At 53.1% G+C, this 22,475-nt stretch carries 22 protein-coding genes; 17 read left to right on the forward strand and 5 right to left on the reverse strand.

Going from position 1 to position 22,475, the window contains the following annotated elements; all coding sequences use genetic code 11:
• Positions 1 to 32: 32 nt before the first annotated feature.
• Entirely contained in the window at positions 33 to 656 is a 624-nt protein-coding gene (gene dsbA, locus OGY09_RS17480; RefSeq protein ID WP_008784313.1) for a thiol:disulfide interchange protein DsbA, read from the reverse strand.
• 396 nt (positions 657 to 1,052) lie between these two features.
• Between dsbA and OGY09_RS17485 the strand changes: the two genes are divergently transcribed.
• From OGY09_RS17485 to agp, 8 genes are all read left to right on the forward strand, one after another.
• Positions 1,053 to 1,457 carry a VOC family protein gene (locus OGY09_RS17485; protein WP_003832040.1) on the forward strand — a complete coding sequence of 135 codons (405 nt, stop codon included), beginning with the start codon at positions 1,053 to 1,055 and terminating at the stop codon, positions 1,455 to 1,457.
• A 70-nt stretch (positions 1,458 to 1,527) separates the two neighbouring features.
• Positions 1,528 to 1,890 carry a hypothetical protein gene (locus tag OGY09_RS17490; protein WP_008784315.1) on the forward strand — a complete coding sequence of 121 codons (363 nt, stop codon included), beginning with the start codon at positions 1,528 to 1,530 and terminating at the stop codon, positions 1,888 to 1,890.
• A 48-nt stretch (positions 1,891 to 1,938) separates the two neighbouring features.
• Complete coding sequence (locus tag OGY09_RS17495) at positions 1,939 to 3,819, forward strand: cytochrome c biogenesis protein CcdA (protein WP_032942927.1); 1,881 nt, start codon at positions 1,939 to 1,941, stop codon at positions 3,817 to 3,819.
• Positions 3,816 to 4,439, forward strand: coding sequence for a DsbA family protein (locus tag OGY09_RS17500; protein WP_032942929.1), 624 nt, complete (start codon positions 3,816 to 3,818; stop codon positions 4,437 to 4,439). Before OGY09_RS17495 ends, OGY09_RS17500 begins: the two co-directional genes overlap by 4 nt.
• Positions 4,429 to 4,935: a protein disulfide oxidoreductase gene (locus tag OGY09_RS17505; protein WP_032942930.1), complete on the forward strand. Its 507-nt coding sequence runs from the start codon at positions 4,429 to 4,431 to the stop codon at positions 4,933 to 4,935. The genes OGY09_RS17500 and OGY09_RS17505 overlap by 11 nt, the downstream gene beginning before the upstream one ends.
• A gap of 134 nt (positions 4,936 to 5,069) precedes the next feature.
• Positions 5,070 to 5,825 carry a sulfite exporter TauE/SafE family protein gene (locus tag OGY09_RS17510; RefSeq protein ID WP_275399030.1) on the forward strand — a complete coding sequence of 252 codons (756 nt, stop codon included), beginning with the start codon at positions 5,070 to 5,072 and terminating at the stop codon, positions 5,823 to 5,825.
• Positions 5,826 to 5,894: 69 nt separating this feature from the next.
• Positions 5,895 to 6,602: an ArsR/SmtB family transcription factor gene (locus OGY09_RS17515; protein ID WP_032942932.1), complete on the forward strand. Its 708-nt coding sequence runs from the start codon at positions 5,895 to 5,897 to the stop codon at positions 6,600 to 6,602.
• An 87-nt stretch (positions 6,603 to 6,689) separates the two neighbouring features.
• On the forward strand, positions 6,690 to 7,931 hold the full coding sequence (agp, locus tag OGY09_RS17520; protein WP_032942934.1) for a bifunctional glucose-1-phosphatase/inositol phosphatase: 1,242 nt from the start codon (positions 6,690 to 6,692) through the stop codon (positions 7,929 to 7,931).
• A gap of 37 nt (positions 7,932 to 7,968) precedes the next feature.
• On the opposite strand, the gene OGY09_RS17525 is transcribed toward agp, so the two are convergent.
• Positions 7,969 to 8,196, reverse strand: a complete 228-nt coding sequence (locus tag OGY09_RS17525) for a YccJ family protein (protein ID WP_003036015.1) — start codon at positions 8,194 to 8,196, stop codon at positions 7,969 to 7,971.
• Positions 8,197 to 8,216: 20 nt separating this feature from the next.
• Positions 8,217 to 8,813, reverse strand: a complete 597-nt coding sequence (gene wrbA / locus OGY09_RS17530) for an NAD(P)H:quinone oxidoreductase (protein ID WP_003832057.1) — start codon at positions 8,811 to 8,813, stop codon at positions 8,217 to 8,219.
• A 386-nt stretch (positions 8,814 to 9,199) separates the two neighbouring features.
• Between wrbA and OGY09_RS17535 the strand changes: the two genes are divergently transcribed.
• From OGY09_RS17535 to rutR, 3 genes are all read left to right on the forward strand, one after another.
• Positions 9,200 to 9,373 carry a con-10 family general stress protein gene (locus tag OGY09_RS17535; RefSeq protein WP_003036022.1) on the forward strand — a complete coding sequence of 58 codons (174 nt, stop codon included), beginning with the start codon at positions 9,200 to 9,202 and terminating at the stop codon, positions 9,371 to 9,373.
• A gap of 161 nt (positions 9,374 to 9,534) precedes the next feature.
• Complete coding sequence (locus OGY09_RS17540) at positions 9,535 to 10,449, forward strand: DMT family transporter (RefSeq protein WP_032942936.1); 915 nt, start codon at positions 9,535 to 9,537, stop codon at positions 10,447 to 10,449.
• A 58-nt stretch (positions 10,450 to 10,507) separates the two neighbouring features.
• Positions 10,508 to 11,146 carry an HTH-type transcriptional regulator RutR gene (rutR, locus tag OGY09_RS17545; protein WP_003036026.1) on the forward strand — a complete coding sequence of 213 codons (639 nt, stop codon included), beginning with the start codon at positions 10,508 to 10,510 and terminating at the stop codon, positions 11,144 to 11,146.
• On the opposite strand, the gene OGY09_RS17550 is transcribed toward rutR, so the two are convergent.
• Together OGY09_RS17550 and putA are read right to left on the reverse strand one after the other, a co-directional pair.
• Entirely contained in the window at positions 11,143 to 11,538 is a 396-nt protein-coding gene (locus tag OGY09_RS17550; RefSeq protein ID WP_032936250.1) for a lysozyme inhibitor LprI family protein, read from the reverse strand. The genes rutR and OGY09_RS17550 overlap by 4 nt on opposite strands.
• Positions 11,539 to 11,597: 59 nt before the next feature.
• Entirely contained in the window at positions 11,598 to 15,560 is a 3,963-nt protein-coding gene (gene putA / locus OGY09_RS17555) for a trifunctional transcriptional regulator/proline dehydrogenase/L-glutamate gamma-semialdehyde dehydrogenase (protein ID WP_032942938.1), read from the reverse strand.
• Between the two features lie 422 nt (positions 15,561 to 15,982).
• Between putA and putP the strand changes: the two genes are divergently transcribed.
• The 6 genes from putP to phoH all read left to right on the forward strand — a co-directional run bounded on the left by putP (position 15,983) and on the right by phoH (position 22,324).
• Positions 15,983 to 17,491 (forward strand): sodium/proline symporter PutP, encoded by a 1,509-nt coding sequence (gene putP, locus OGY09_RS17560; RefSeq protein WP_032942939.1) that lies wholly within the window; start codon positions 15,983 to 15,985, stop codon positions 17,489 to 17,491.
• Between the two features lie 213 nt (positions 17,492 to 17,704).
• Entirely contained in the window at positions 17,705 to 18,538 is an 834-nt protein-coding gene (gene efeU / locus OGY09_RS17565; protein ID WP_286590731.1) for an iron uptake transporter permease EfeU, read from the forward strand.
• A gap of 58 nt (positions 18,539 to 18,596) precedes the next feature.
• On the forward strand, positions 18,597 to 19,724 hold the full coding sequence (gene efeO, locus OGY09_RS17570; protein WP_008784327.1) for an iron uptake system protein EfeO: 1,128 nt from the start codon (positions 18,597 to 18,599) through the stop codon (positions 19,722 to 19,724).
• Positions 19,725 to 19,729: 5 nt separating this feature from the next.
• Positions 19,730 to 21,013: an iron uptake transporter deferrochelatase/peroxidase subunit gene (gene efeB / locus OGY09_RS17575; protein WP_032942941.1), complete on the forward strand. Its 1,284-nt coding sequence runs from the start codon at positions 19,730 to 19,732 to the stop codon at positions 21,011 to 21,013.
• A 247-nt stretch (positions 21,014 to 21,260) separates the two neighbouring features.
• Positions 21,261 to 21,557: a hypothetical protein gene (locus OGY09_RS17580; protein ID WP_172111178.1), complete on the forward strand. Its 297-nt coding sequence runs from the start codon at positions 21,261 to 21,263 to the stop codon at positions 21,555 to 21,557.
• Positions 21,536 to 22,324 carry a phosphate starvation-inducible protein PhoH gene (gene phoH / locus OGY09_RS17585; protein WP_032942942.1) on the forward strand — a complete coding sequence of 263 codons (789 nt, stop codon included), beginning with the start codon at positions 21,536 to 21,538 and terminating at the stop codon, positions 22,322 to 22,324. Before OGY09_RS17580 ends, phoH begins: the two co-directional genes overlap by 22 nt.
• Positions 22,325 to 22,475 lie beyond the last annotated feature (151 nt).

Raw genomic sequence — 22,475 nt, forward strand, 5'->3', positions numbered from 1 at the left:
TGTGTGGTGCGAAAAATGAGATTAGCTAAAAATCAGGATTTGCTTATCAGGAAGCGGACCGTATCAGCATAGTTTTGCACGAATGCATTAAGGTCATCTGACTTCAGTCCTTTTGGATTGATCATATATTTTCCGTTGATAAAAATGGCGGGCACACCGGTTAGATCAACTGCCTTCGCCATTTCTTGCTGCTTAGCGGTCAGTGATTTCACGGCAAAGCTATTCCATGCCGCATCATAATCACTGGCGCTGACGCCCGCGCTGATAAATACGTTACGAATATCGTCCGCTGTTTTAACGGTTTGTTTTTTCTGAACGGCATCAAAAAGCAACGGCTTAACTTTATCTTGTACGTTCAACAGCATGGCGACGGACCAGGCGTGGGTCATGTCTTGCCCCAGCGGACCTAAAAAGTCGACGTGGTATTCGGTGAGTTTGACATCTGCAGGCAATACTTTTTTCACGTTATCAGTGATTTCAAAAACTTCATCGTACTGATAACAGGAAGGGCAATAGAATGAGAAAAACTTCAGTGCGGCTGGAGCGGAAGCGACAGGTTTTTCCAGTGAGATATACTCTTTGCCGTCGGTAAATGATGCTGCCTGAGCGCTAACTGTAAAAAGTAACCCAATCAGGGGTAATAAATATTTTTTCATTTCCATATACTCTAAATAACATTTAATAAACAAATTATCTGCTAATGAATACGTTATTCATTGCGTCTGAATATAATAAGGAAATTCTCTGGAAATGCGCTGACCCTTACTTTCATTTACGCATCAGTACGTGGTGGGCATTATCTGTGTGCTGTCATGGAAATATCTTTCGGCATTCTTCGTAAATAGTGAATGATAACTTGGGTGATATTTTCAGGGGTGTTTTTAGCAATGTTATAGTGTAATAAATAAAGGCGGGAATATGATTAATTATCATTTCGTTTTTAAAGCGTGAATTGCAGGTTGTTGCGTTAAGTTCTACAAATAACTCCGTAGATTTTCTTTTTCTTGTCGCGCGTGAATGAATAGGGTAAGTGTCAGAGATGAGCAACCCAAATGGATATCGCTATGATCGACCACCTGGATCACCTGGTACTAACCACCAATCATGAAGAGGCTTGCGTACGTTTCTATGTCGAGCTTTTAGGCATGAGGCTGGAAACCTTCGCGCAAGGTCGGAAAGCCTTCGTCTTTGGCAATCAGAAAATCAATCTCCACATTCGGGGAAAAGAGTTTGAACCCAAAGCCTACGCGCCAACGCCGGGGGCGCTGGATTTATGTTTTATCACCACGCGTACGCTGGAAGAGGTGATGGAGACGTTTCAAACCCACGGAGTCGAGATTATTGAAGGGCCCGTTGCACGTACCGGTGCGACAGGACCTATTCGCTCGGTGTATGTCAGGGATCCCGATCTCAATCTGATTGAAATCGCGGTATATCCAGCAGATAGCAGGACATAACTTTACAGCGGAAAGGTTGCCAAAACCTGGCGAGTGGTTAAGATAACTCGCATCAATGAGTGAGGGTATAATGGCGAAACGTCAACGGATGGGATGGTGGTTCCTCTGTCTGGCATGTGTTGTGGTGATGGTTTGCACCGCACAACGCATGGCGGGCCTGCACGCGTTGCAGATGGATACCGCCGTTACAAGCGTTGTCGCCAGCGCACAAGTGCAGACCGATGAGGCCTCACCCGTTACCCCTTGTGAACTGAGTGCGAAATCATTACTGGCTGCGCCACCCGTATTGTTTGAAGGTGCTATTCTGGTGCTGTGCCTGCTGCTGTCATTGCTGGCGCCAGTACGGGCGTTTCGTCTACCTTTTTTCCCACCGCGAGCCATCTCGCCGCCCACTCTCCGGGTGCATCTCCGATTTTGCGTCTTCCGTGAATGACAGAACAGCCGTTGCTGACTGTTAGATAATTATTCACGGAGAAAAACTATGATGACTGTTTTCAGACAGGCGCTGCTCTGTCTGTTATTGCTATGGCTGCCCGTATCCTGGGCGGCTGAACCCGGCTGGCTGCGTTCACCCGATAACGATCACGCCAGCGTGCGGTTACGCGCTGATACGTCCGCAGGCGGAGAAACCCGTCTGTTGCTGGATGTCAAACTGGAGGACGGCTGGAAAACCTACTGGCGTTCTCCGGGCGAGGGAGGCGTTGCACCTGCTATCGTCTGGAAAGGGGAAATGCCCGCGGTCGACTGGTCCTGGCCAACCCCTGCTCGTTTTGAGGTCGCCAATATCACTACCCAGGGGTATCACGATAAGGTGACGTTCCCGATGGTGGTGCACGGTAGAGCGCCCGCCACGCTCAGCGGCATTTTGACGCTATCCACCTGTAGTAACGTTTGTCTGTTGACGGATTTTCCTTTTTCCGTGACGCCCACAGCCCAGGACCCGACTTTTGCACATGACTATGCTCAGGCGATGGGACAGATCCCACTTGCCAGCGGCCTGACCGATGCTCTGAGCGCTGGCGCACGGGCGGGAGAGTTAGTCGTCGAGGCTCGCCGTGCGGGAGGCTGGACTGAACCAGGGCTATATCTGGATGCTGTTGATGATGCGGATTTTGGCATGCCGCAAATTCATGTTGATGGGGATACGTTACGCGCTACGGTACCTGTACATGACGGTTGGGGAGAAGGCGCGCCGGATCTGCGTGGTAAGTCAGTCACGCTGGTGCTGGCAGATAACGGTGTTGCCCAGGAGAGTCGTCTTGCGATTGGCGAAGCCCCGGTTGTTGAGAACGCCTCACTCCCACTGTGGCAAGTGGTGCTCATGGCACTGCTGGGTGGTTTGATCCTCAATCTGATGCCTTGTGTGTTACCGGTTCTGGGCATGAAGCTGGGTTCTATTTTGCTGGTCGAGGAAAAAAGTCGTCGCCAGATCCGTCGTCAGTTCCTCGCATCGGTAGCCGGAATACTGGTCTCGTTTATGGCACTGGCGCTATTGATGACGGTGCTGCGTTTAACCAATCAGGCCCTTGGCTGGGGGATCCAGTTTCAGAATCCGTGGTTCATTGGCGTCATGGTGCTAGTGATGCTGACGTTCAGCGCCAGCCTGTTCGGGTGGTTTGAATTCCGACTCCCTTCTGCGATGACCACCACGCTGGCGACTCACGGCGGCAACGGACTGTCGGGACATTTCTGGCAAGGTGCATTTGCGACACTGCTTGCCACGCCGTGCAGTGCCCCGTTTCTGGGAACGGCGGTGGCGGTAGCATTGACTGCTTCGCTGCCGACGTTGTGGGGATTGTTTATCGCACTTGGGCTGGGGATGAGCTTACCGTGGCTGCTGGTGGCCCTGCGTCCCGGTCTGGCGCTGCGTTTGCCGCGGCCAGGGCGGTGGATGAATATTTTGCGGCGTCTGCTTGGCGTGATGATGCTGGGTTCGGCTATCTGGCTTGCGACGTTGCTGCTCCCACACTTAGGGTTTAGCGGACAAAGTAGCGCTAAAGAAAGCGTGAACTGGCAACCGCTAAGCGAGCAGGCGATTGAGGATGCGCTGGCGCAACATAAGCGCGTGTTCATTGACGTCACAGCCGACTGGTGCATCACCTGTAAGGTAAACAAATACAACGTGTTGCATAAAGAAGACGTACAGGCCGCATTGCAACAGCCGGATGTGGTGGCGCTGCGCGGCGACTGGACACTCCCTTCTGAAGCTATTACCGAATTTCTAAAAAAACGCGGCCAGGTTGCTGTGCCGTATAACCAAATTTATGGCCCCGGTCTGCCGGATGGCCAGGCGTTACCCACGTTGTTAACCCGCGATGCGGTACTGCAAACGTTGAATGATGCCAAAGGAGTAACCCCATGAAAATGATGATTGTTCTGTTGTTAACCCTGTTTTCTGCCGTCAGTATCGCGAAAGAGCCTGCGCCGTTTACCCCGGAACAGGAAAAGCAAATTGAAGCATTAATTCAGGAAGCCTTGTTTAACGATCCCAACAGCCTGCGGATTGGCGCGAAGCAGGCGAAACTGACCCTGATAAACTTCACCGATTACAACTGCCCATACTGCAAGCAGTTGGATCCAATGCTGGAAAAAATTGTGCAGAAATACCCTGACGTGGCGGTAGTGATTAAACCGCTGCCGTTTAAAGGTGAAAGTTCGGAACTGGCGGCGCGGACCGTGCTGACGACATGGCATGAGCATCCGCAACAGTCCCTGGCATTACATGAAAAATTGATGCAGAAGAAGGGCTATCATACCGACGTCAGTATCAAACAGGCGCAGGAAAAAGCGGGGGCCAGTCCGGTGACGCTGGACGCCCAAAGTGCTGAAACGCTGAGCACTAACCTGCAACTGGCGCGACTGGTGGGGGTGCAGGGAACCCCGGCAACGATTATTGGTGATGAACTTATTCCCGGCGCGGTGCCGTGGGAAACCCTTGAGGAAGTGGTAAAAGAAAAACTGGCGGCGGCCAATGCTCAGTAAACTGCGCCGCTGGTTGCGCGAAGGGCTGATCTTACTGGCACTGTTGGCGGGGGCAATGCTCTTGATGGATGCCTGGCGCGCGCCGCATCTCCCTGCCTCCTTTGACAGCACGCCTTTACAAACACTGGATGGTGAAACCGTCACGCTGGCGGCGCTCAGCAAAGACGAGCCGGTGTTGCTTTATTTCTGGGCGAGCTGGTGCGGCGTATGCCGCTTCACGACGCCGGAAGTCGCCAGGCTGCGTTCGGAAGGGGAAAATGTGATGACCATTGCGTTACGTTCCGGAAATGAAGCTGAGGTATCTCGCTGGCTGTCGCGTAAAGGCGTGGACTTTCCGGTCATCAATGATGCGAACGGAGCCATTTCCCGCAGTTGGGCAATCAGCGTCACGCCAACGCTGGTGGTGATGTCACAAGGTCGGGTAGTATCAACCACCAGCGGCTGGACCAGCTACTGGGGCATGAAACTTCGGTTGTGGTGGGCGAAAACGTTCTGATAAATGTGCCGGGGAAACCCGGCATTTTTTATGGCGTCGCCCTCCCCAGGAAGGCATATTTCGTTGCCTGACGAAGCAAACACGGTGATTAACGTCCAGAATCAGTCATCTTCTCTTTTCCAGGAAAGTGCAACATGACGAGTTCTTTAGCGTTTGGACCCGCTCTGGTGGTGATGATTGCCGTCACATTTGTCCTCGCCGGGATGGTGAAAGGCGTTACGGGTATGGGGTTACCCACCGTGGCTATGGGGATCCTCGGATCGCTTATTTCGCCGGTTGCCGCGGCGGCCATGCTGTTATTGCCTTCGCTGATAAGCAATTTGTTCCAGTTTGGCGGTGGTAGAAATACACGCCAATTACTCAAACGACTGTGGCCAATGCTGCTGACAGTAGTGGTGGCGACACTGCTTGCCAGCGCCTGGATTACCGGTGGTGACACCACCCGAACCCAGTTTGCACTCGGCGTAGCACTGGTGGCCTACGCTATCTGGACGCTGGCGGGAAAGAAAATCGCGGTGGCCCCGCAGCGTGAAAAACCGTACTCCCTCGTTATTGGATTTGTGACCGGCTTATTGACCGGCGGAACCGGGGTGTTTGTGATGCCCTCCGTGCCCTGGATCCAGTCCCTCGGCTTTGAGAAAGATGAACTGGTGCAGGCGCTCGGGATCTCTTTTACCTTTTCGACCCTGGCATTGGCGCTGGGTCTGTGGTGGCACAACGCGCTGCCCATACAATCGCTAAGTTTGTCGGCTTTGGCCATTGTTCCTGCGCTGATTGGCCAATGGATAGGTACCCGTGTACGAAGGGTTATTTCTCCGCTCGTGTTTAAACGCTGTTTTCTGTTTTGTCTGGTCGGGTTGGGTACAGAGATGATGCTACGTGCTGTGTGACCGGTGCGGTGACTTTGCGCGACTTTCATGGCATCGTTAATTCAGATATTCAGGGCCAATGAGGTCGTTATGGCATCCGTGATATTACATGAAGAAGAGGGCGATCTGGAGTCAAAAATGGCACTCACTGCGGCAGTGATGGCCGATAAATCGCGCTCGCGTATGTTGTGCGCCCTAATGGATGGCTGCGCCTGGACTGCAACTGAGCTCAGCGCGGTGGCGGATATATCCGCGTCGACCGCCAGCGCGCATCTGGCGCGTCTGTGCGAACAACGTTTTGTTGTCGCGTTGGCGCAGGGCAGACATCGTTATTTTCGCCTTGCAGGTTCCGATATCGCTGAACTGCTGGAACGCCTGATGGGCGTTGCGTGGGCGACATCAACGCCCCGCAGAATCACTACACCGCCAGATTTGCGGCATGCCCGCACCTGCTACGACCATCTCGCCGGAGAGGTTGCGGTGAGGTTGTTCGATACGCTGGTTTCCCGTCAGTGGTTAACGCCGGATGGTGAAACGCTGACTCCACTTGGCCTGGAAAAGCTGGCACAGATGGGGATTGTCCTGGCGGCGGGCTCATCCCGGCGGAAGTTAACCTGCGGTTGTCTGGACTGGAGCGAACGACGTTATCATCCTGGTGGTGTGCTTGGCGCAACGCTGCTGCGCTGGTTCAGTGAACAGCGATGGATAAAAACCGAACAGGGCAGCCGCCATGTCATCTTCACACCTCTTGGCATTCGTAAACTCGAAACCGAGTTTGGTGTTAAAACGACACGCTAGATGGTCTGTTTTGCGAAAGCGTTCCCGGAAATATGTCATATTTCTGTCACACTCTGTTGTGATTGATAACAACAAGAGGTCGTAGGGATGAATAAATCGTTAATCGCCACAGCCGTGGCAGGGGCTGTCTTATTGTCAACCGCCGCGCAGGCGCAGACCGCGCCGGAAGGCTATCAGCTTCAGCAAGTATTGATGATGAGTCGGCATAACTTACGCGCACCTTTAGCCAATAATGGCAGCGTTCTTGAACAGTCCACCCCCAAACAATGGCCAGAATGGGATGTCCCCGGTGGGCAACTCACTACCAAGGGCGGTGTGCTGGAAATCTATATGGGCCACTACATGCGAGAGTGGCTGGCAGAGCAGGGGATGGTGAAATCGGGCGAATGCCCGGCGCCGAACACGGTCTATACCTATGCTAACAGCCTGCAGCGTACGGTCGCCACGGCGCAGTTCTTTGTTACCGGTGCTTTCCCTGGTTGCGATGTTCCGGTCCATCATCAGGAAAAAATGGGCACCATGGATCCCACCTTTAACCCGGTGATCACCGATGATTCCGCCGCCTTCAGCCAGCAGGCCGTTCAGGCCATGGAGAAAGAGCGCAGCAAAATGCAGCTCAACGATAGCTATCAGTTGCTTGAGCAAATGACCGACTACAAAGACTCTCCGTCCTGCAAAGAAAAACAGCAGTGTTCCCTGACCGATGCCAAAGATACGTTTAGCGCGAAGTACCAGCAGGAGCCAGGCGTTTCGGGGCCGCTGAAGGTGGGAAATTCGCTGGTTGATGCCTTCACGCTGCAATATTACGAAGGCTTCCCGATGGACAAAGTTGCCTGGGGCGAGATTAAATCCGATCAGCAGTGGAAGGTTCTGTCGAAGCTGAAAAACGGCTATCAGGATAGCCTGTTCACCTCCCCGGAAGTGGCGCAGAACGTCGCCAAACCGCTGGTGAAATATATTGATAATGCGCTGGTTACTGAACGCACGAAAGCACCGAAAATAACCGTGCTGGTGGGGCATGATTCAAATATCGCTTCGCTGCTCACCGCGCTGGATTTTAAACCGTACCAGCTTCACGATCAGAACGAGCGTACGCCGATTGGCGGGAAGATTGTCTTCCAGCGCTGGCATGACAGCAATGCAAATCGTGATCTGATGAAAATCGAGTATGTGTATCAGAGCTCGCAGCAGTTGCGTAATGCAGACGTTCTGACGCTGAAATCCCCGGCGCAGCGCGTAACGCTGGAGCTGAAAGGATGTCCGATAGATGCGGATGGTTTTTGCCCGATAGATAAGTTCGATAGCGTGCTGAATGAGGCGGCTAAGTAAAAGAAAACTCCCCCGTGTTCGCGGGGGAGTCAGCGCGCTAGACGTTTTTGCGTTCGATAGTCTGTTCACCCCAAAAGAGCGAATCTTTGTCTGTTTTTTCAAAGGCTTTGATGAGTACCTCATCGCTACCTTCTTCCCAAATTTTTTCCGCCAGTTTCTCGTCATAATGTGCGACTTCAAAAATGGCTTCGGCTATTTCCGGCGATGTATTGCGCAGACTTGCCCATTCGCCGACGCGATGGGCTTTCGCTTCTTGAGTTGGCATTCGAATCCTCCTGTTGAAGATTAGCCGTTGAGTTTTACTGCCAGACCTGCGACATATTCACCCTGATAGCGGGCGATAGATAATTCTTCCTGACTTGGCTGGCGGGAGCCGTCGCCTCCGGCAATGGTGGTTGCACCGTAAGGGGTACCGCCGCGAACTTGAGAGACATCAAACAGCTCTTGCGCCGCGTAACCGATAGGTACAATCACCATCCCATGGTGGGCAAGCGTAGTCCAGGTTGATGTAATGGTTTGTTCCTGACCGCCGCCGGTTCCCGTTGAGCTGAATACGCTGGCGAGTTTGCCGTACAGGCCGCCAGAGGCCCACAGCCCGCCAGTCTGGTCGAGGAAGGTACGCATCTGACCGGACATATTGCCAAAGCGCGTGGGAGTACCAAAAATGATGGCGTCGTAATCAGCCAGTTCTTGCGGGGTTGCGACTGGTGCGTTTTGTGTTTTGCCGCCAGCCTTAAGGAAAATCTCGGGCTGCATGGTCTCTGGTACACGCTTAATAATCACTTCCGCGCCATCTACCTTATTTGCGCCTTCTGCGACTGCGTGGGCCATAGTTTCAATGTGTCCGTACATGGAATAATAAAGCACCAGAACTTTTGCCATTTTACACTACTCCTCGAGTTAACCGTGTCCGTAGCGATTCGCTACCTACCTTTAAAGATATGACGTACTGTCAGGAGTGCAAATTTCACAATCACTTCTTTGATTTATAACAATTTTTATAACAACCTTCTTTGTAGCAAAATGATACATATTTAACCGGGTAGAATTCGGTAGTCATAAGAAAGACTTATTGATTTCTTATGGTGATTATTTCTTTGTCACTCCTGATCCTGTTGCAGGATATTACAGTTAGCGTCTGCACTGGCCACACTTCACTATGCTTATTCCCACGCAGTTATTTTCAGGGCCTCGCCCGTAACGCTGCGTGAGGTATCACTCCTCAGTACCTATGCAATATGATGTCTAATCAATGACGGAGGTCAGTAATGGCAAACCATCGGGGCGGTTCCGGCAACTTTGCGGAAGACCGCGAAAGAGCATCAGAAGCAGGTCGAAAAGGTGGCCAGCACAGCGGGGGCAACTTCAAGAATGACCCGCAACGCGCTTCAGAGGCAGGCAAAAAAGGGGGCAAAAATAGTCACGGCAACAACAAATCGTAATTGTCGGGCTATCTGTCAGATATGTCGTGACGGCTGAGAGTCAGAGACAGACGTTACGTAGCCACCGCCGCCGGGTCTTTCCGGCGGTTTTTTTTGTCTGCAAGGTTGAACTGTAACAAAACGCAACGCAGACTAATGACATTCAGTTAATCGGGTGTCTCATGTCATTACTTTCTCGTTATTCCTTCTCTGTTAAACCTCAGGAAGCGATCCTCATTGTGATCACCATGTTCTGGGGTGGCACGTTTTTGGCGGTGCAATATGCCGTTACCCTGAGCGGCCCTTTTTTCTTTGTCGGTGTGCGTTTTGCCACTGCCGCTCTGGCGGTCGCGCTTTTGTCGTTACGCACACTGCATAAGCTGACGTGGCTGGAAGTTAAAGCAGGGGTTGCAATCGGTATCGCAATTGCACTGGGCTATAGTCTGCAAACCTGGGGGTTACAGTTTATTCCCAGCAGTAAATCGGCGTTTATTACCGCGATGTACGTACCGTTGGTGCCGCTTTTACAATGGTTGTGTCTGGGACGCATACCAGGTCTGATGCCGTGCGTCGGCATTGTGCTGGCCTTTATCGGATTGATTTTTCTTGCCGGACCGGGAGGCAATTTACTGGCTTTAGGCGAAGGCGAGTGGATCACGCTTGCCGGTGCGGTGGCGATTGCGGCAGAAATTATCCTGATTAGCGCGTGGGCGGGAAAAGTGGATGTACGTCGGGTAACGGTAGTGCAACTGGCAACCGCTTCGATAGTGGCGTTTATGGCGATGGGACCGGCCGGAGAGACCGTACCACCAATGTCTACCGGATTGCTGGTGGTGGCGCTGGGGCTGGGGATTTTTAGCGCGATTATTCAGGTCACCATGAACTGGGCGCAGCGCAGCGTTTCGCCGACGCGCGCGACGGTTATTTATACCGGTGAACCGGTGTGGGCGGGGATCTTTGGCCGTCTGGCGGGTGAACGCTTACCGCTACTTGCATTGCTTGGTGCGGCATTCATTATTGTTGGCGTACTGGTCAGCGAGCTGAAGTTCAAAAAGAAAAAATCGCTTGGACAAGAGGCGCCGCCGGAATCGCTTTAATTTAACCATTCACCGCGTGATTTGGTATGCTGACGCCCTCACAAGAAGGAGAGGGCGCATGGTCCAACGCGCAGAGAAAAAAACAGGTAAGCGCTCGCAGGCCGTCAGTGCAAAACGCCAGGCCATCTTAACCGCGGCATTAAATATCTTCTCCCAATATGGGATCCACGGCACGCGCCTGGAGCAGGTGGCAGAGCAAGCGGGCGTGTCAAAAACCAATCTACTTTATTACTACCCGTCAAAAGAGGTGCTTTATATCGCCGTTTTACGGCAGATCCTCGACATCTGGCTGGCTCCATTGAAAGCTTTTCGCGAAGACTTTGCGCCGCTGGTGGCCATTAAAGAATACATTCGCCTTAAGCTGGAAGTGTCGCGCGATTACCCTCAGGCCTCACGGCTGTTTTGTATGGAGATGCTGGCCGGAGCGCCTTTATTGATGGCAGAACTGGAGGGGGATCTTAAAACGCTAATTGATGAGAAATCCGCGCTGATTGCCGGTTGGATCAAAAGCGGAAAACTGGCTCCGGTCGATCCGCATCATCTGATTTTTATGATTTGGGCTTCAACTCAGCACTACGCCGATTTTGCCCCACAGGTAGAGGCGGTGACGGGCGCAACGCTGCGTGATGAAGCCTTTTTTAACCAAACGGTGGAGAGCGTACAGCGGATGATTATTGAAGGGATCCGCGTGCGTTAACTGGCCGGCGGTAACGGGCAGCTTAAATCGCCTTCTTCACACTGCAAAAGTGAGGCGAGAAACGCTTCGCGCTCGTTGGTCTTATCCGTCAGGCACTGGCTGGAAATCATCGCCTGAACGCTACCGCCTTCAGTGCCAGAACTGATTAACGCACAGTCCGCATCGCGCAAAGTTATCCAGGATATTTGCGCTTTTTTCAGTAAATCGCGCTGGGTTGGGGCGGCGCGCTTCAGCGCATTCTGATAAGTTTCATTAAGTTTGGCGTCGGCCGCCTTATACTGCTCTGCCGCACAGGTGTTCATCTCAATCTGCGTGTTCGCGTTGGCGCAGTCATCCGCCAGCGCCTGGCCGCTAAGCAGCAGCGCTGCACATGTCAGTACGATTCGTTTCATGCTTCCCTCTGGCTTCATAAAAAAAGGCCCCGTTACCGGAGCCTTAATTAACCACAACCTTAGCCGATTGTCATCAGGCTGGCGTTCCCCCCAGCAGCGGCGGTATTGACGCTCAGGGAGCGCTCAATATACAACCTTTCCAGCAGGATATTGCTTTCGGCGCGGGCAAAGCCCTGGACCGACACAATCGCCCCTTCGCGGGCCGCCACCGCTTCACACAGTGCGCGAAGCTGATCGGAATCACCGTGGAAAATAACCGCATCAAACGGCTGCGTAGTGATGTTGTCCGCTTTGGCAAACTGGATGCGCCCGGAAACTACTGCTGGCAGGCGTTTTGCCAGGTCGCGATGGAATGTATCATCTGGCCACAGGATTAAGCTACCAACGGAAGTTACAGCGGCAACCTGTACCAGCGCATCCTGTTCATCATCGGCGATACACAGCACGCGTTCGCGCGGCAACAGCGTCCAGGTATTGCGCTCGCCGGTGGGGCCTGGCAGCAGGCGTTGCGTTCCGGCCTGCGCCAGTTCACCAAACTGCTGGCAGAGCGCACGCAGTGCTGGACGATCGGTTGCCCATTCGCTAAGCGCTTGCAGCGGCTGAACGAGCGCCGTTTTAAGCTGTGCATCGACAGGGTATTCGGCATCCTGACGGGCAAGCGTAATGCCTAACGCATTTTCCGGACGGTTTGCCAGCAGGCGGTACAGATACAGCGGTCCACCCGCTTTTGGCCCGGTTCCTGACAAGCCTTCACCACCGAATGGTTGCACTCCGACGACGGCGCCGACCATATTGCGGTTAACATACAGGTTCCCCACATGTGCCGAACCCGTGACCTGGGCGATGGTTTCATCGATACGGGTGTGCACGCCCAGCGTCAGGCCATAGCCGGAGGCATTAATTTGCTCAATCAGACTGCCCAGATTGTTGCGGGTGTAACGCACAACGTGCAGTACCGGACCGAACACCTCTTTTTGCAATTCGTCGAAGCTTTCCAGCTCGATAAGCGTCGGCGCGATAAAGGTACCGCTTTGCCATTCACGCGCATCGTCGCTGTTTTCGCGCGCGGCCTGGAACACCGGACGACCTTTGGCGCGCATGGCCTGAATATGGCGCTCAATATTGGCTTTGGCTTCCTCATCGATTACCGGTCCAATATCGGTGGTCAGGCGGCCCGGGTTACCCATGCGGCATTCCGCCATTGCGCCACGCAGCATTTTCAGCGTATGGTCGGCGACATCGTCCTGCAGGCACAGGACGCGAAGCGCGGAGCAGCGCTGTCCGGCGCTGTCAAAGGCAGAAGCCAGAACGTCGACCACGACCTGTTCCGTTAACGCAGAAGAGTCGACGATCATGGCGTTCATCCCGCCGGTTTCGGCGATAAGCGGGATTGGGCGCCCCTGAGCATCCAGGCGGGTCGCGATATTACGTTGCAACAGCGTGGCGACTTCCGTTGAGCCGGTAAACATGACGCCGCGTACGCGCTCATCGGAAGTGAGCTGTGCCCCGACCGTTTCACCTTGACCAGGCAACAGTTGCACCACGCCTGGCGGCACGCCTGCTTCGAGTAAAATGGCAATACCCTGGGCGGCAATCAGCGGAGTTTGTTCCGCGGGTTTTGCCAACACGCTGTTGCCCGCCGCCAGCGCAGCGGCAATCTGCCCGGTGAAAATGGCCAGCGGGAAGTTCCAGGGGCTGATACAGACCACCGGCCCTAACGGACGATGGGTTTCATTATCGAAGTCATCGCGGACCTGACCGGCATAATAGTGCAGGAAGTCTACCGCTTCGCGCACTTCCGCAATGGCGTTGCTGAAGGTTTTGCCCGCTTCGCGCACCAGAATGCCAATTAACTGCTGCATCTGGCCTTCCATCAGAACGGCGGCGCGATGCAAAATAGCGGCGCGCTCTTGTGGCGGTGTGGCGAACCAGATCGGCGCGTTATTTACCGCGTTCTGCAATGCCTGTTCCACTTCGCTGTGAGTCGCTTCACGCACATAACCGACAATGTCTTTCGGTTCGGCCGGGTTGACGACTGGGGTCATTTCACCGTCAGCAACCGGATGTTCGAGCATCGGTTTAGCGTGCCATTTTTGCAGCGCGCTGTTAAGCAGGGCGGAGGACAGTGAGGCCAGACGATGTTCGTTCGCTAAATCCAGCCCGCCTGAGTTTTCGCGGCCTTTACCGTACAGGTCACGCGGCAGGGCAATCTTCGGATGTGGCAGACCAGCCTGGCCTTCCTGCTGCGCCAGTTTTTCAACGGCTTCGACCGGATCGGCTACCAGTTCATCCAGCGGCAGGGTAGTGTCTGCAATGCGGTTGACGAATGAAGTGTTGGCGCCGTTTTCCAGCAGACGACGCACCAGGTACGCAAGCAGCGTTTCATGCGTGCCTACCGGTGCATAAATGCGGCATGGACGATTCAGTTTGCCATCGGCAACTTTACCGGTGACCTGCTCATACAGCGGTTCGCCCATACCGTGCAGGCACTGGAACTCGTACTGACCCGGATAGTAGTTTTGACCGGCCAACTGATAAATCGCCGCCAGCGTATGGGCGTTGTGGGTGGCGAACTGCGGGTAGATCAGATTCGGTACCGCAAGCAGTTTTTTCGCGCATGCCAGATAGGAAACGTCAGTGTAGACCTTACGGGTATAGACCGGATAACCTTCCAGACCGTCCATTTGCGCACGTTTGATTTCGCTATCCCAGTAGGCGCCCTTAACCAGACGGATCATCAGGCGACGGCGGCTGCGCGTGGCGAGGTCAATCAGGTAGTCGATAACATACGGGCAGCGCTTCTGGTAGGCCTGAATAACAAAGCCGATACCGTTCCAGCCCGCGAGTTCAGGTTCAAAGCACAGTTTCTCCAGCAGATCGAGGGAGATCTCCAGTCGGTCGGCCTCTTCAGCATCGATATTGATACCGATGTCGTACTGGCGGGCCAGCAGAGTAAGCGACTTCAGACGCGGATAGAGTTCATCCATTACGCGGTCATACTGCGCGCGACTATAACGCGGATGCAGCGCTGACAGCTTGATAGAAATGCCCGGCCCTTCATAGATGCCGCGACCATTTGAGGCTTTACCAATGGCGTGGATTGCCTGTTGGTACGAAACCATATAAGCCTGGGCATCGGCGGCGGTCAGAGCCGCTTCGCCCAGCATGTCGTAAGAGTAGCGGAAACCTTTTTCTTCCAGTTTACGGGCGTTAGCCAGCGCTTCGGCGATAGTCTCTCCGGTGACGAACTGCTCGCCCATCAGGCGCATTGCCATGTCGACGCCTTTACGCACCAGTGGTTCACCGCTTTTACCGATAATACGGTTGAGTGAGCGTGAGAGGCTGGCTTCATTATGCGTAGAAACCAGACGACCGGTAAACAACAGCCCCCAGGTCGCCGCGTTGACGAACAGGGACGGGCTACGTCCAATGTGCGACTGCCAGTTGCCGTTGCTGATTTTGTCGCGGATTAACGCATCGCGGGTTGCCTTATCAGGAATACGCAGCAGGGCTTCGGCCAGGCACATCAGCGCGACCCCTTCCTGCGAAGAAAGTGAGAATTCCTGCAATAAACCCTGTACCATCCCGGCGCGGCCGCTGGCGGTCTTTTGGTTACGCAGTTTGTCGGCCAGATCGTACGCCAGCTTGTGCGCTTGCTCCGCGATGGGTTGCGGCAGACGAGCCTGTTCCATCAGCATCGGCACAGCATCGGTTTCGGCTCGGCGGTACGCGGCGGTGATTGCTGCGCGGGAAACTGACTGCGGCAGGATCTGTTCGGCAAATTCCAGGAAAGGCTGATGCGCTTCATTCTGCGGCGTGGTTGACTCCTCACCCTCATTCGCGGCACCCGCCAGCAGGGCCGGCAGTTCAGGAAGCGCGTCGTCATTTTCCAGTCTTTCGAGATAATTAAAGATGGCTTGCTTGATCAGCCAATGTGGCGTGCGATCGATTCGTGATGCTGCTGTTTTAATACGCTCGCGAGTGGCGTCATCCAGTTTAACCCCCATCGTGGTGGTTCCCATGCCGTTTACTCCTGTTGTACTGAAATACGGGTCTGATAGTTACCGAGAAATATCCACTATGTTGCAACTTTGTGCAACCGTGTTAAATGTGACTTGGTTTGCAAGCTTGGAAATGAATGAAATGTTAATAAATGTGAGTCTTATGATGTGGGCTGTAAAAATTACAGAATCTTTTTCTCTGCGGTAGTTAACACTTTTAAAAGGTGCAACCGAAAAAAATGTGAGAGAGTGCAACCTACAGAAAAATGCTATCTACTCTGGATCAAATTTGATGTAAATGGTGTGTTAAATCGATTGTGAATAACCATCGCTTCCGGCAGGATACGGTCGCCCTGGTCAACATAGATATCTTTGCCACGTTCCGGCAGGGTAATAAAACGGCAAGCCACGGCATTGCTGATACATAATTTTGGAGAGTTTTGATGGCTATTAGCACACCGATGTTAGTGACATTCTGTGTCTATATTTTTGGCATGATATTGATAGGGTTTATTGCATGGCGTTCAACCAAAAACTTTGACGATTACATTCTGGGTGGACGGAGTCTGGGTCCATTCGTGACCGCGTTATCCGCCGGGGCATCTGACATGAGCGGCTGGTTGCTGATGGGTCTGCCTGGCGCGATTTTCCTGTCGGGGATTTCAGAAAGCTGGATCGCCATCGGCCTTATTTTGGGCGCCTGGATCAACTGGAAACTGGTGGCCGGACGTTTACGCGTACACACCGAATACAATAACAATGCGCTGACGTTACCGGATTACTTTACCGGTCGCTTTGAAGATAAAAGCCGAATTCTGCGTATTATCTCCGCGCTGGTTATTCTGCTGTTTTTCACCATCTATTGTGCTTCCGGTATTGTGGCAGGGGCACGTCTGTTTGAAAGCACCTTTGGCATGAGCTACGAAACAGCACTGTGGGCGGGCGCGGCCGCGACGATCATTTATACCTTTATTGGTGGTTTCCTGGCGGTTAGCTGGACCGATACCGTCCAGGCCAGCCTGATGATCTTTGCTCTGATCCTGACGCCGGTGATGGTAGTCATTGGCGTGGGTGGATTCGACGATTCGCTGGAAGTGATTAAACAAAAGAGCATTGAGAACGTGGACATGTTCAAAGGGCTGAATTTTGTTGCCATCATTTCCCTGATGGGCTGGGGTCTGGGCTACTTTGGTCAGCCGCATATTCTGGCGCGCTTTATGGCTGCAGATTCCCACCATAGCATCGTTCATGCTCGCCGCATTAGCATGGCCTGGATGATTCTGTGTCTGGCAGGTGCTGTGGCCGTGGGCTTCTTTGGTATTGCTTACTTTAACAACAACCCACAGCTTGCCGGTGCCGTTAACCAGAACGCCGAGCGTGTGTTTATTGAACTGGCGCAAATCCTGTTCAACCCGTGGATTGCCGGTATCCTGCTGTCTGCGATCCTCGCTGCGGTTATGTCGACCCTGAGCTGCCAGCTGCTGGTGTGCTCCAGCGCAATCACCGAAGATTTGTACAAAGCGTTCCTGCGTAAAAATGCCAGCCAGAAAGAGTTGGTGTGGATTGGCCGCATCATGGTGTTGGTCGTGGCGCTGGTGTCTATCGCGCTGGCGGCGAACCCGGAGAACCGTGTACTTGGTCTGGTAAGCTACGCCTGGGCGGGCTTCGGCGCTGCGTTTGGTCCGGTGGTTCTGTTCTCGGTAATGTGGTCGCGTATGACCCGCAACGGCGCGCTGGCAGGGATGATCATCGGTGCGGTGACGGTAATCGTCTGGAAGCAGTTTGCCTGGCTGGGTCTGTATGAAATCATCCCGGGCTTTGTTTTCGGCAGCATCGGTATTGTGGTCTTCAGCCTGTTGGGTAAAGCGCCTTCAACTGCTATGCAGCAACGTTTTGCCGAGGCTGATGCGCATTATCACTCAGCTCCGCCATCGCGTTTACAGGCAGAATAATCTGCCTCTGTCTTCAAGCCCGCCGCGAGCGGGCTTTTTTATTGCTTCCGTTGTAAACCTGCCGTAACCGTTACCCGCCTAACTGTTTACATTAAGTCATCATTCTCAAAACATTCTGCTTGAGTTTTTCTTTGCTGTAATGATAATCACTATCACTGTAATTTACTTTTCTTTTCATCAATTGACTGAGAATAACGTTTAAGGGTTCTTCGCATGTTTGTTCCATTTCTAATTATGTTGCGCGAAGGGTTAGAGGCCGCGCTGATTGTCAGCCTGATTGCCAGCTACCTGAAACGGACTCAGCGTGGTCGATGGATTGGTGTGATGTGGATTGGTGTTCTGCTGGCGGCGGCGTTATGCCTGGCGTTAGGGATTTTCATCAACGAAACCACCGGTGAATTTCCGCAAAAAGAACAGGAGCTGTTTGAGGGCATCGTGGCGGTCATTGCCGTGGTGATCCTCATCTGGATGGTGTTCTGGATGCGTAAAGTTTCGCGCAACGTCAAAGTCCAGCTTGAACAGGCTGTCGATAACGCGTTGCAACGTGGCAACCATCACGGCTGGGCGCTGGTAATGATGGTCTTTTTTGCTGTTGCCCGTGAAGGGCTGGAGTCGGTGTTCTTTCTACTGGCAGCATTCCAGCAGGATGTAGGTATCTGGCCGCCGTTAGGCGCGATGCTGGGACTGGCTACCGCGGTGGTACTGGGTTACCTGATTTACCTCGGCGGCATTCGCCTCAACCTCGGGGCATTCTTTAAATGGACCAGCCTGTTCATTTTGCTGGTGGCTGCCGGTCTTGCCGCTGGGGCAATCCGCGCTTTCCACGAAGCCGGGTTGTGGAATCATTTTCAGGATGTGGCGTTTGACCTGAGCAGTGTGCTGTCGACGCATTCACTGTTTGGCACATTGATGGAAGGCATTTTCGGCTATCAGGAAGCGCCAAGCGTTAGTGAAGTCGCTGTTTGGTTTATCTACCTGATTCCGGCGTTGGTTATGTTTGCGTTACCGCCGCGTTCAGGCACTACGGCATCGCGTACCGCACCTTGATAAAAACGCGATGCAGAATACTTTTTAGTTACAACATACTTATTTATAGGGATAGGTTATGACGTTTAATTTTCGCCGTAGTGCGCTGCAGCTAGGTATCGCCGCGCTGTTTGCCTCCGCTTTTAATGCACAAGCTGCCGATATTCCGCAGGTGAAAGTCACGGTTAACGACAAACAATGTGAACCGATGACTATCACGGTTAATGCCGGGAAAACGCAGTTCATCATCCAGAACCATAGCCAGAAAGCGCTGGAGTGGGAGATCCTCAAAGGCGTTATGGTGGTTGAAGAGCGCGAAAACATTGCACCAGGCTTTAGCCAGAAAATGACCGCTAACCTCCAGCCAGGCGAATATGATATGACCTGCGGTCTGTTGACTAACCCGAAAGGCAAACTGATCGTAAAAGGTAGCGCAACGGCGGATGCCGCGCAAAGCGAGGCTCTGCTGAGTCTGAGCGGCGCGATTACCGAATACAAAGCCTATGTGACAGCCGAAACCGCGCAGTTGGTTGCGGGCACTAAAGCCTTTACCGATGCGATTAAGGCAGGCGATCTGGAAAAAGCGAAATCGCTGTATGCGCCAACCCGTCAGCATTATGAGCGTATTGAACCGATTGCTGAACTGTTCTCCGATCTCGACGGCAGCATCGATGCGCGGGAAGATGATTACGAACAAAAAGCCGCCGATCCTAAATTCACCGGCTTCCACCGCCTGGAGAAAGCGCTGTTTGGCGACAATACCACCAAAGGTATGGATAAGTACGCCGACCAATTAAACAGCGATGTTCTTGACCTGCAAACGCGTATTAGCGAGCTGGCTTTCCCACCGTCTAAAGTTGTTGGCGGGGCAGCAGGACTGATTGAAGAAGTTGCTGCCAGCAAAATCAGTGGGGAAGAAGATCGCTATAGCCATACCGATCTGTGGGATTTCCAGGCCAACGTCGATGGTGCGCAGAAAATTGTCGATCTCCTGCGTCCTCAGTTGCAAAAATCCAATGCTGAACTGCTTGCGAAGGTGGATGCGAACTTCAAAAAGGTCGATACCATTCTGAGCAAGTACCGTACCAAAGACGGCTTTGAAACCTATGACAAACTGACTGATGCCGATCGTAATGCACTGAAAGGGCCAATCACGACGCTGGCGGAAGATTTGTCGCAATTACGCGGTGTTCTGGGTCTGGATTAAGCACTATGCAGCAAGATAATGAAAACGGCGTGAGCGAACCGTCACGCCGACGTTTACTGAAAGGGATGGGCGCCCTGGGTGGGGCGCTGGCGCTGGCGGGTGGGTGTCCGGTTGCCCACGCGCAAAAACCACAAAGTGCGCCGGGCACGTTGTCTCCGGATGCACGTAGTGAAGCGCAGCCGTTTTATGGTCAGCATCAGGCGGGGATCCTGACGCCGCAGCAGGCATCAATGATGCTGGTGGCATTCGATGTTCTTGCCAGCGACAAGGCCGATCTTGAGCGTTTATTCCGGTTGCTGACCAGCCGGTTTGCGTTTCTGACCACCGGTGGACCGGCGCCGGATACGCCGAATCCGCGTCTTCCTCCTATGGATTCAGGTATCCTCGGCGCATACATTGCGCCAGACAACCTGACGATGACGTTGTCAGTCGGCTCCTCGCTGTTTGATGAACGCTATGGCCTGAAATCGCAGATGCCGAAAAAGCTGCAAAAAATGACCCGCTTCCCGAATGATTCACTGGATGCGGCGCTGTGCCATGGCGATGTGCTGCTGCAGATTTGTGCCAACACCCAGGACACCGTCATCCACGCGTTGCGCGATATCATTAAACATACGCCCGATCTCCTTAGCGTGCGCTGGAAACGTGAAGGTTTTATTTCCGACCACGCCGCACGTAGTAAAGGCAAAGAGACCCCGGTCAATTTGCTTGGCTTTAAAGACGGCACCGCGAATCCGGACGCTACGGACGCGAAGTTGATGCAAGACGTGGTGTGGGTTACGGACGGGCAGGGCGAGCCTGCCTGGGCACAAGGCGGAAGCTATCAGGCCGTCAGGCTCATTCAGTTTCGCGTTGAGTTCTGGGATCGTACGCCGCTGAAAGAGCAGCAAACGATTTTTGGTCGCGATAAACACACCGGCGCACCGCTGGGTATGCAGCATGAGCATGATGTGCCTGACTATGCCAGGGATCCTGAAGGCGAGGTGATTGCGCTCGACAGCCATATCCGTCTCGCAAATCCGCGTACGAAAGAGACCGACTCCAGCCTGATGATGCGTCGTGGCTACAGTTATTCGCTCGGTGTGACTAATTCCGGTCAACTGGATATGGGGCTGTTGTTTGTCTGCTATCAACACGATCTGGAAAAAGGTTTTTTGACAGTGCAGAAACGTCTGAACGGTGAAGCGCTGGAAGAATATGTCAAACCGATTGGTGGGGGATATTTCTTTGCTTTGCCGGGTGTTAAAACTGCAGATAATTATCTGGGACAGTCTCTGCTTGAAGCCTGATGATTATGCCCCGCAGTACAGCGGGGTTTTTCCTGACATCTTGATGAAGGAACAAACTATTTTTTATGATCGGTATGCGACTGAAATAATTCTGTCATCTTTCTGCAAGAGACTGTCTCTGGTGATAAGATAGAATTTAAGTTAACAACAAGTAAAAATATTGTTGCATTAGCGAAAGGTTATGATGTACTTATAAGTAATAGCGGTAGTTCCCGGCGGTGATTGTCATTCACTATGGAGATCGCGAATGGAAAAGTCCTGTATTGGACACGTTTTTCACAGTAACAGCAGTACCTTACGCGGACGTTTCTCTTCCGGTAGCCTCCTCGTCACCGCTAAATCTCTCTCTCATTCACTTCTTATCTTCGCAACTGACGCCCTGTACGGTGCGCGTAGCTGTGCGTGGCGTCTTATCCGAAAGCAAGCAATGGCTTACAAGGAAGCCAACCCTCAGATGTTCGTGCGCATAATCGTGCCGCCAACGGCGCGTGTGATGTATACCTACAACTCAAGGTGCTATCCATGGGAAGACAAAAAGCAGTGATCAAAGCTCGTCGTGAAGCAAAACGTGTGCTGAGGCGGGATTCGCGTAGCCATAAGCAACGTGAAGATGAATCGGTCACCTCGCTTGTGCAGATGGGCGGCGTAGAAACGATTGGTATGGCGCGTGACAGTCGCGACGCCTCGCCAATCACGGCGCGGAATGAAGCTCAGGCGCACTACCTGAATGCTATCGAGAGTAAACAGCTGATCTTCGCCACCGGTGAAGCCGGGTGTGGTAAAACCTGGATCAGCGCGGCAAAAGCAGCAGAGGCCCTGATCCATAAAGATGTGGACAGGATCATTGTAACCCGTCCAGTTCTGCAAGCTGATGAAGACCTCGGCTTCTTACCTGGAGATGTTTCCGAGAAGTTTGCTCCCTATTTTCGCCCCGTGTATGACGTGCTTGTCAAACGGCTGGGAGCCTCCTTCATGCAATATTGCCTGCGACCTGAGATTGGTAAGGTGGAAATCGCGCCGTTCGCCTATATGCGTGGACGTACATTTGAAAATGCAGTGGTCATTCTTGACGAGGCTCAGAACGTCACTGCTGCGCAAATGAAGATGTTTTTGACCCGCCTCGGGGAGAATGTGACGGTGATTGTGAATGGGGATGTGACCCAGTGCGATCTACCAGCTCACGTTCGCTCAGGGCTTAGCGATGCGCTGGCCCGTTTCGAAGAAGATGAGATGGTTGGGATTGTTCGTTTCAATAAAGACGATTGCGTCCGCTCTGCGCTCTGTCAGCGGACGCTCAACGCTTACAACTGATAAGTACTCCGTCTTCAAGGCCCGGGAAACCGGGCTTTGTTGTTTGACGCCAGTACATGACCGGTCGGGGCTTCTCATCCCCCCGTAGATGTGCAACATGCGAAAAAAAAGCCCGTACTTGCGTACGAGCTCTTCTTAAAATATGGCGGTG

The organism is Citrobacter sp. Cpo071 (genome assembly GCF_030332765.1).
GTDB classification, from domain to species: Bacteria; Pseudomonadota; Gammaproteobacteria; order Enterobacterales; family Enterobacteriaceae; genus Citrobacter; species Citrobacter portucalensis.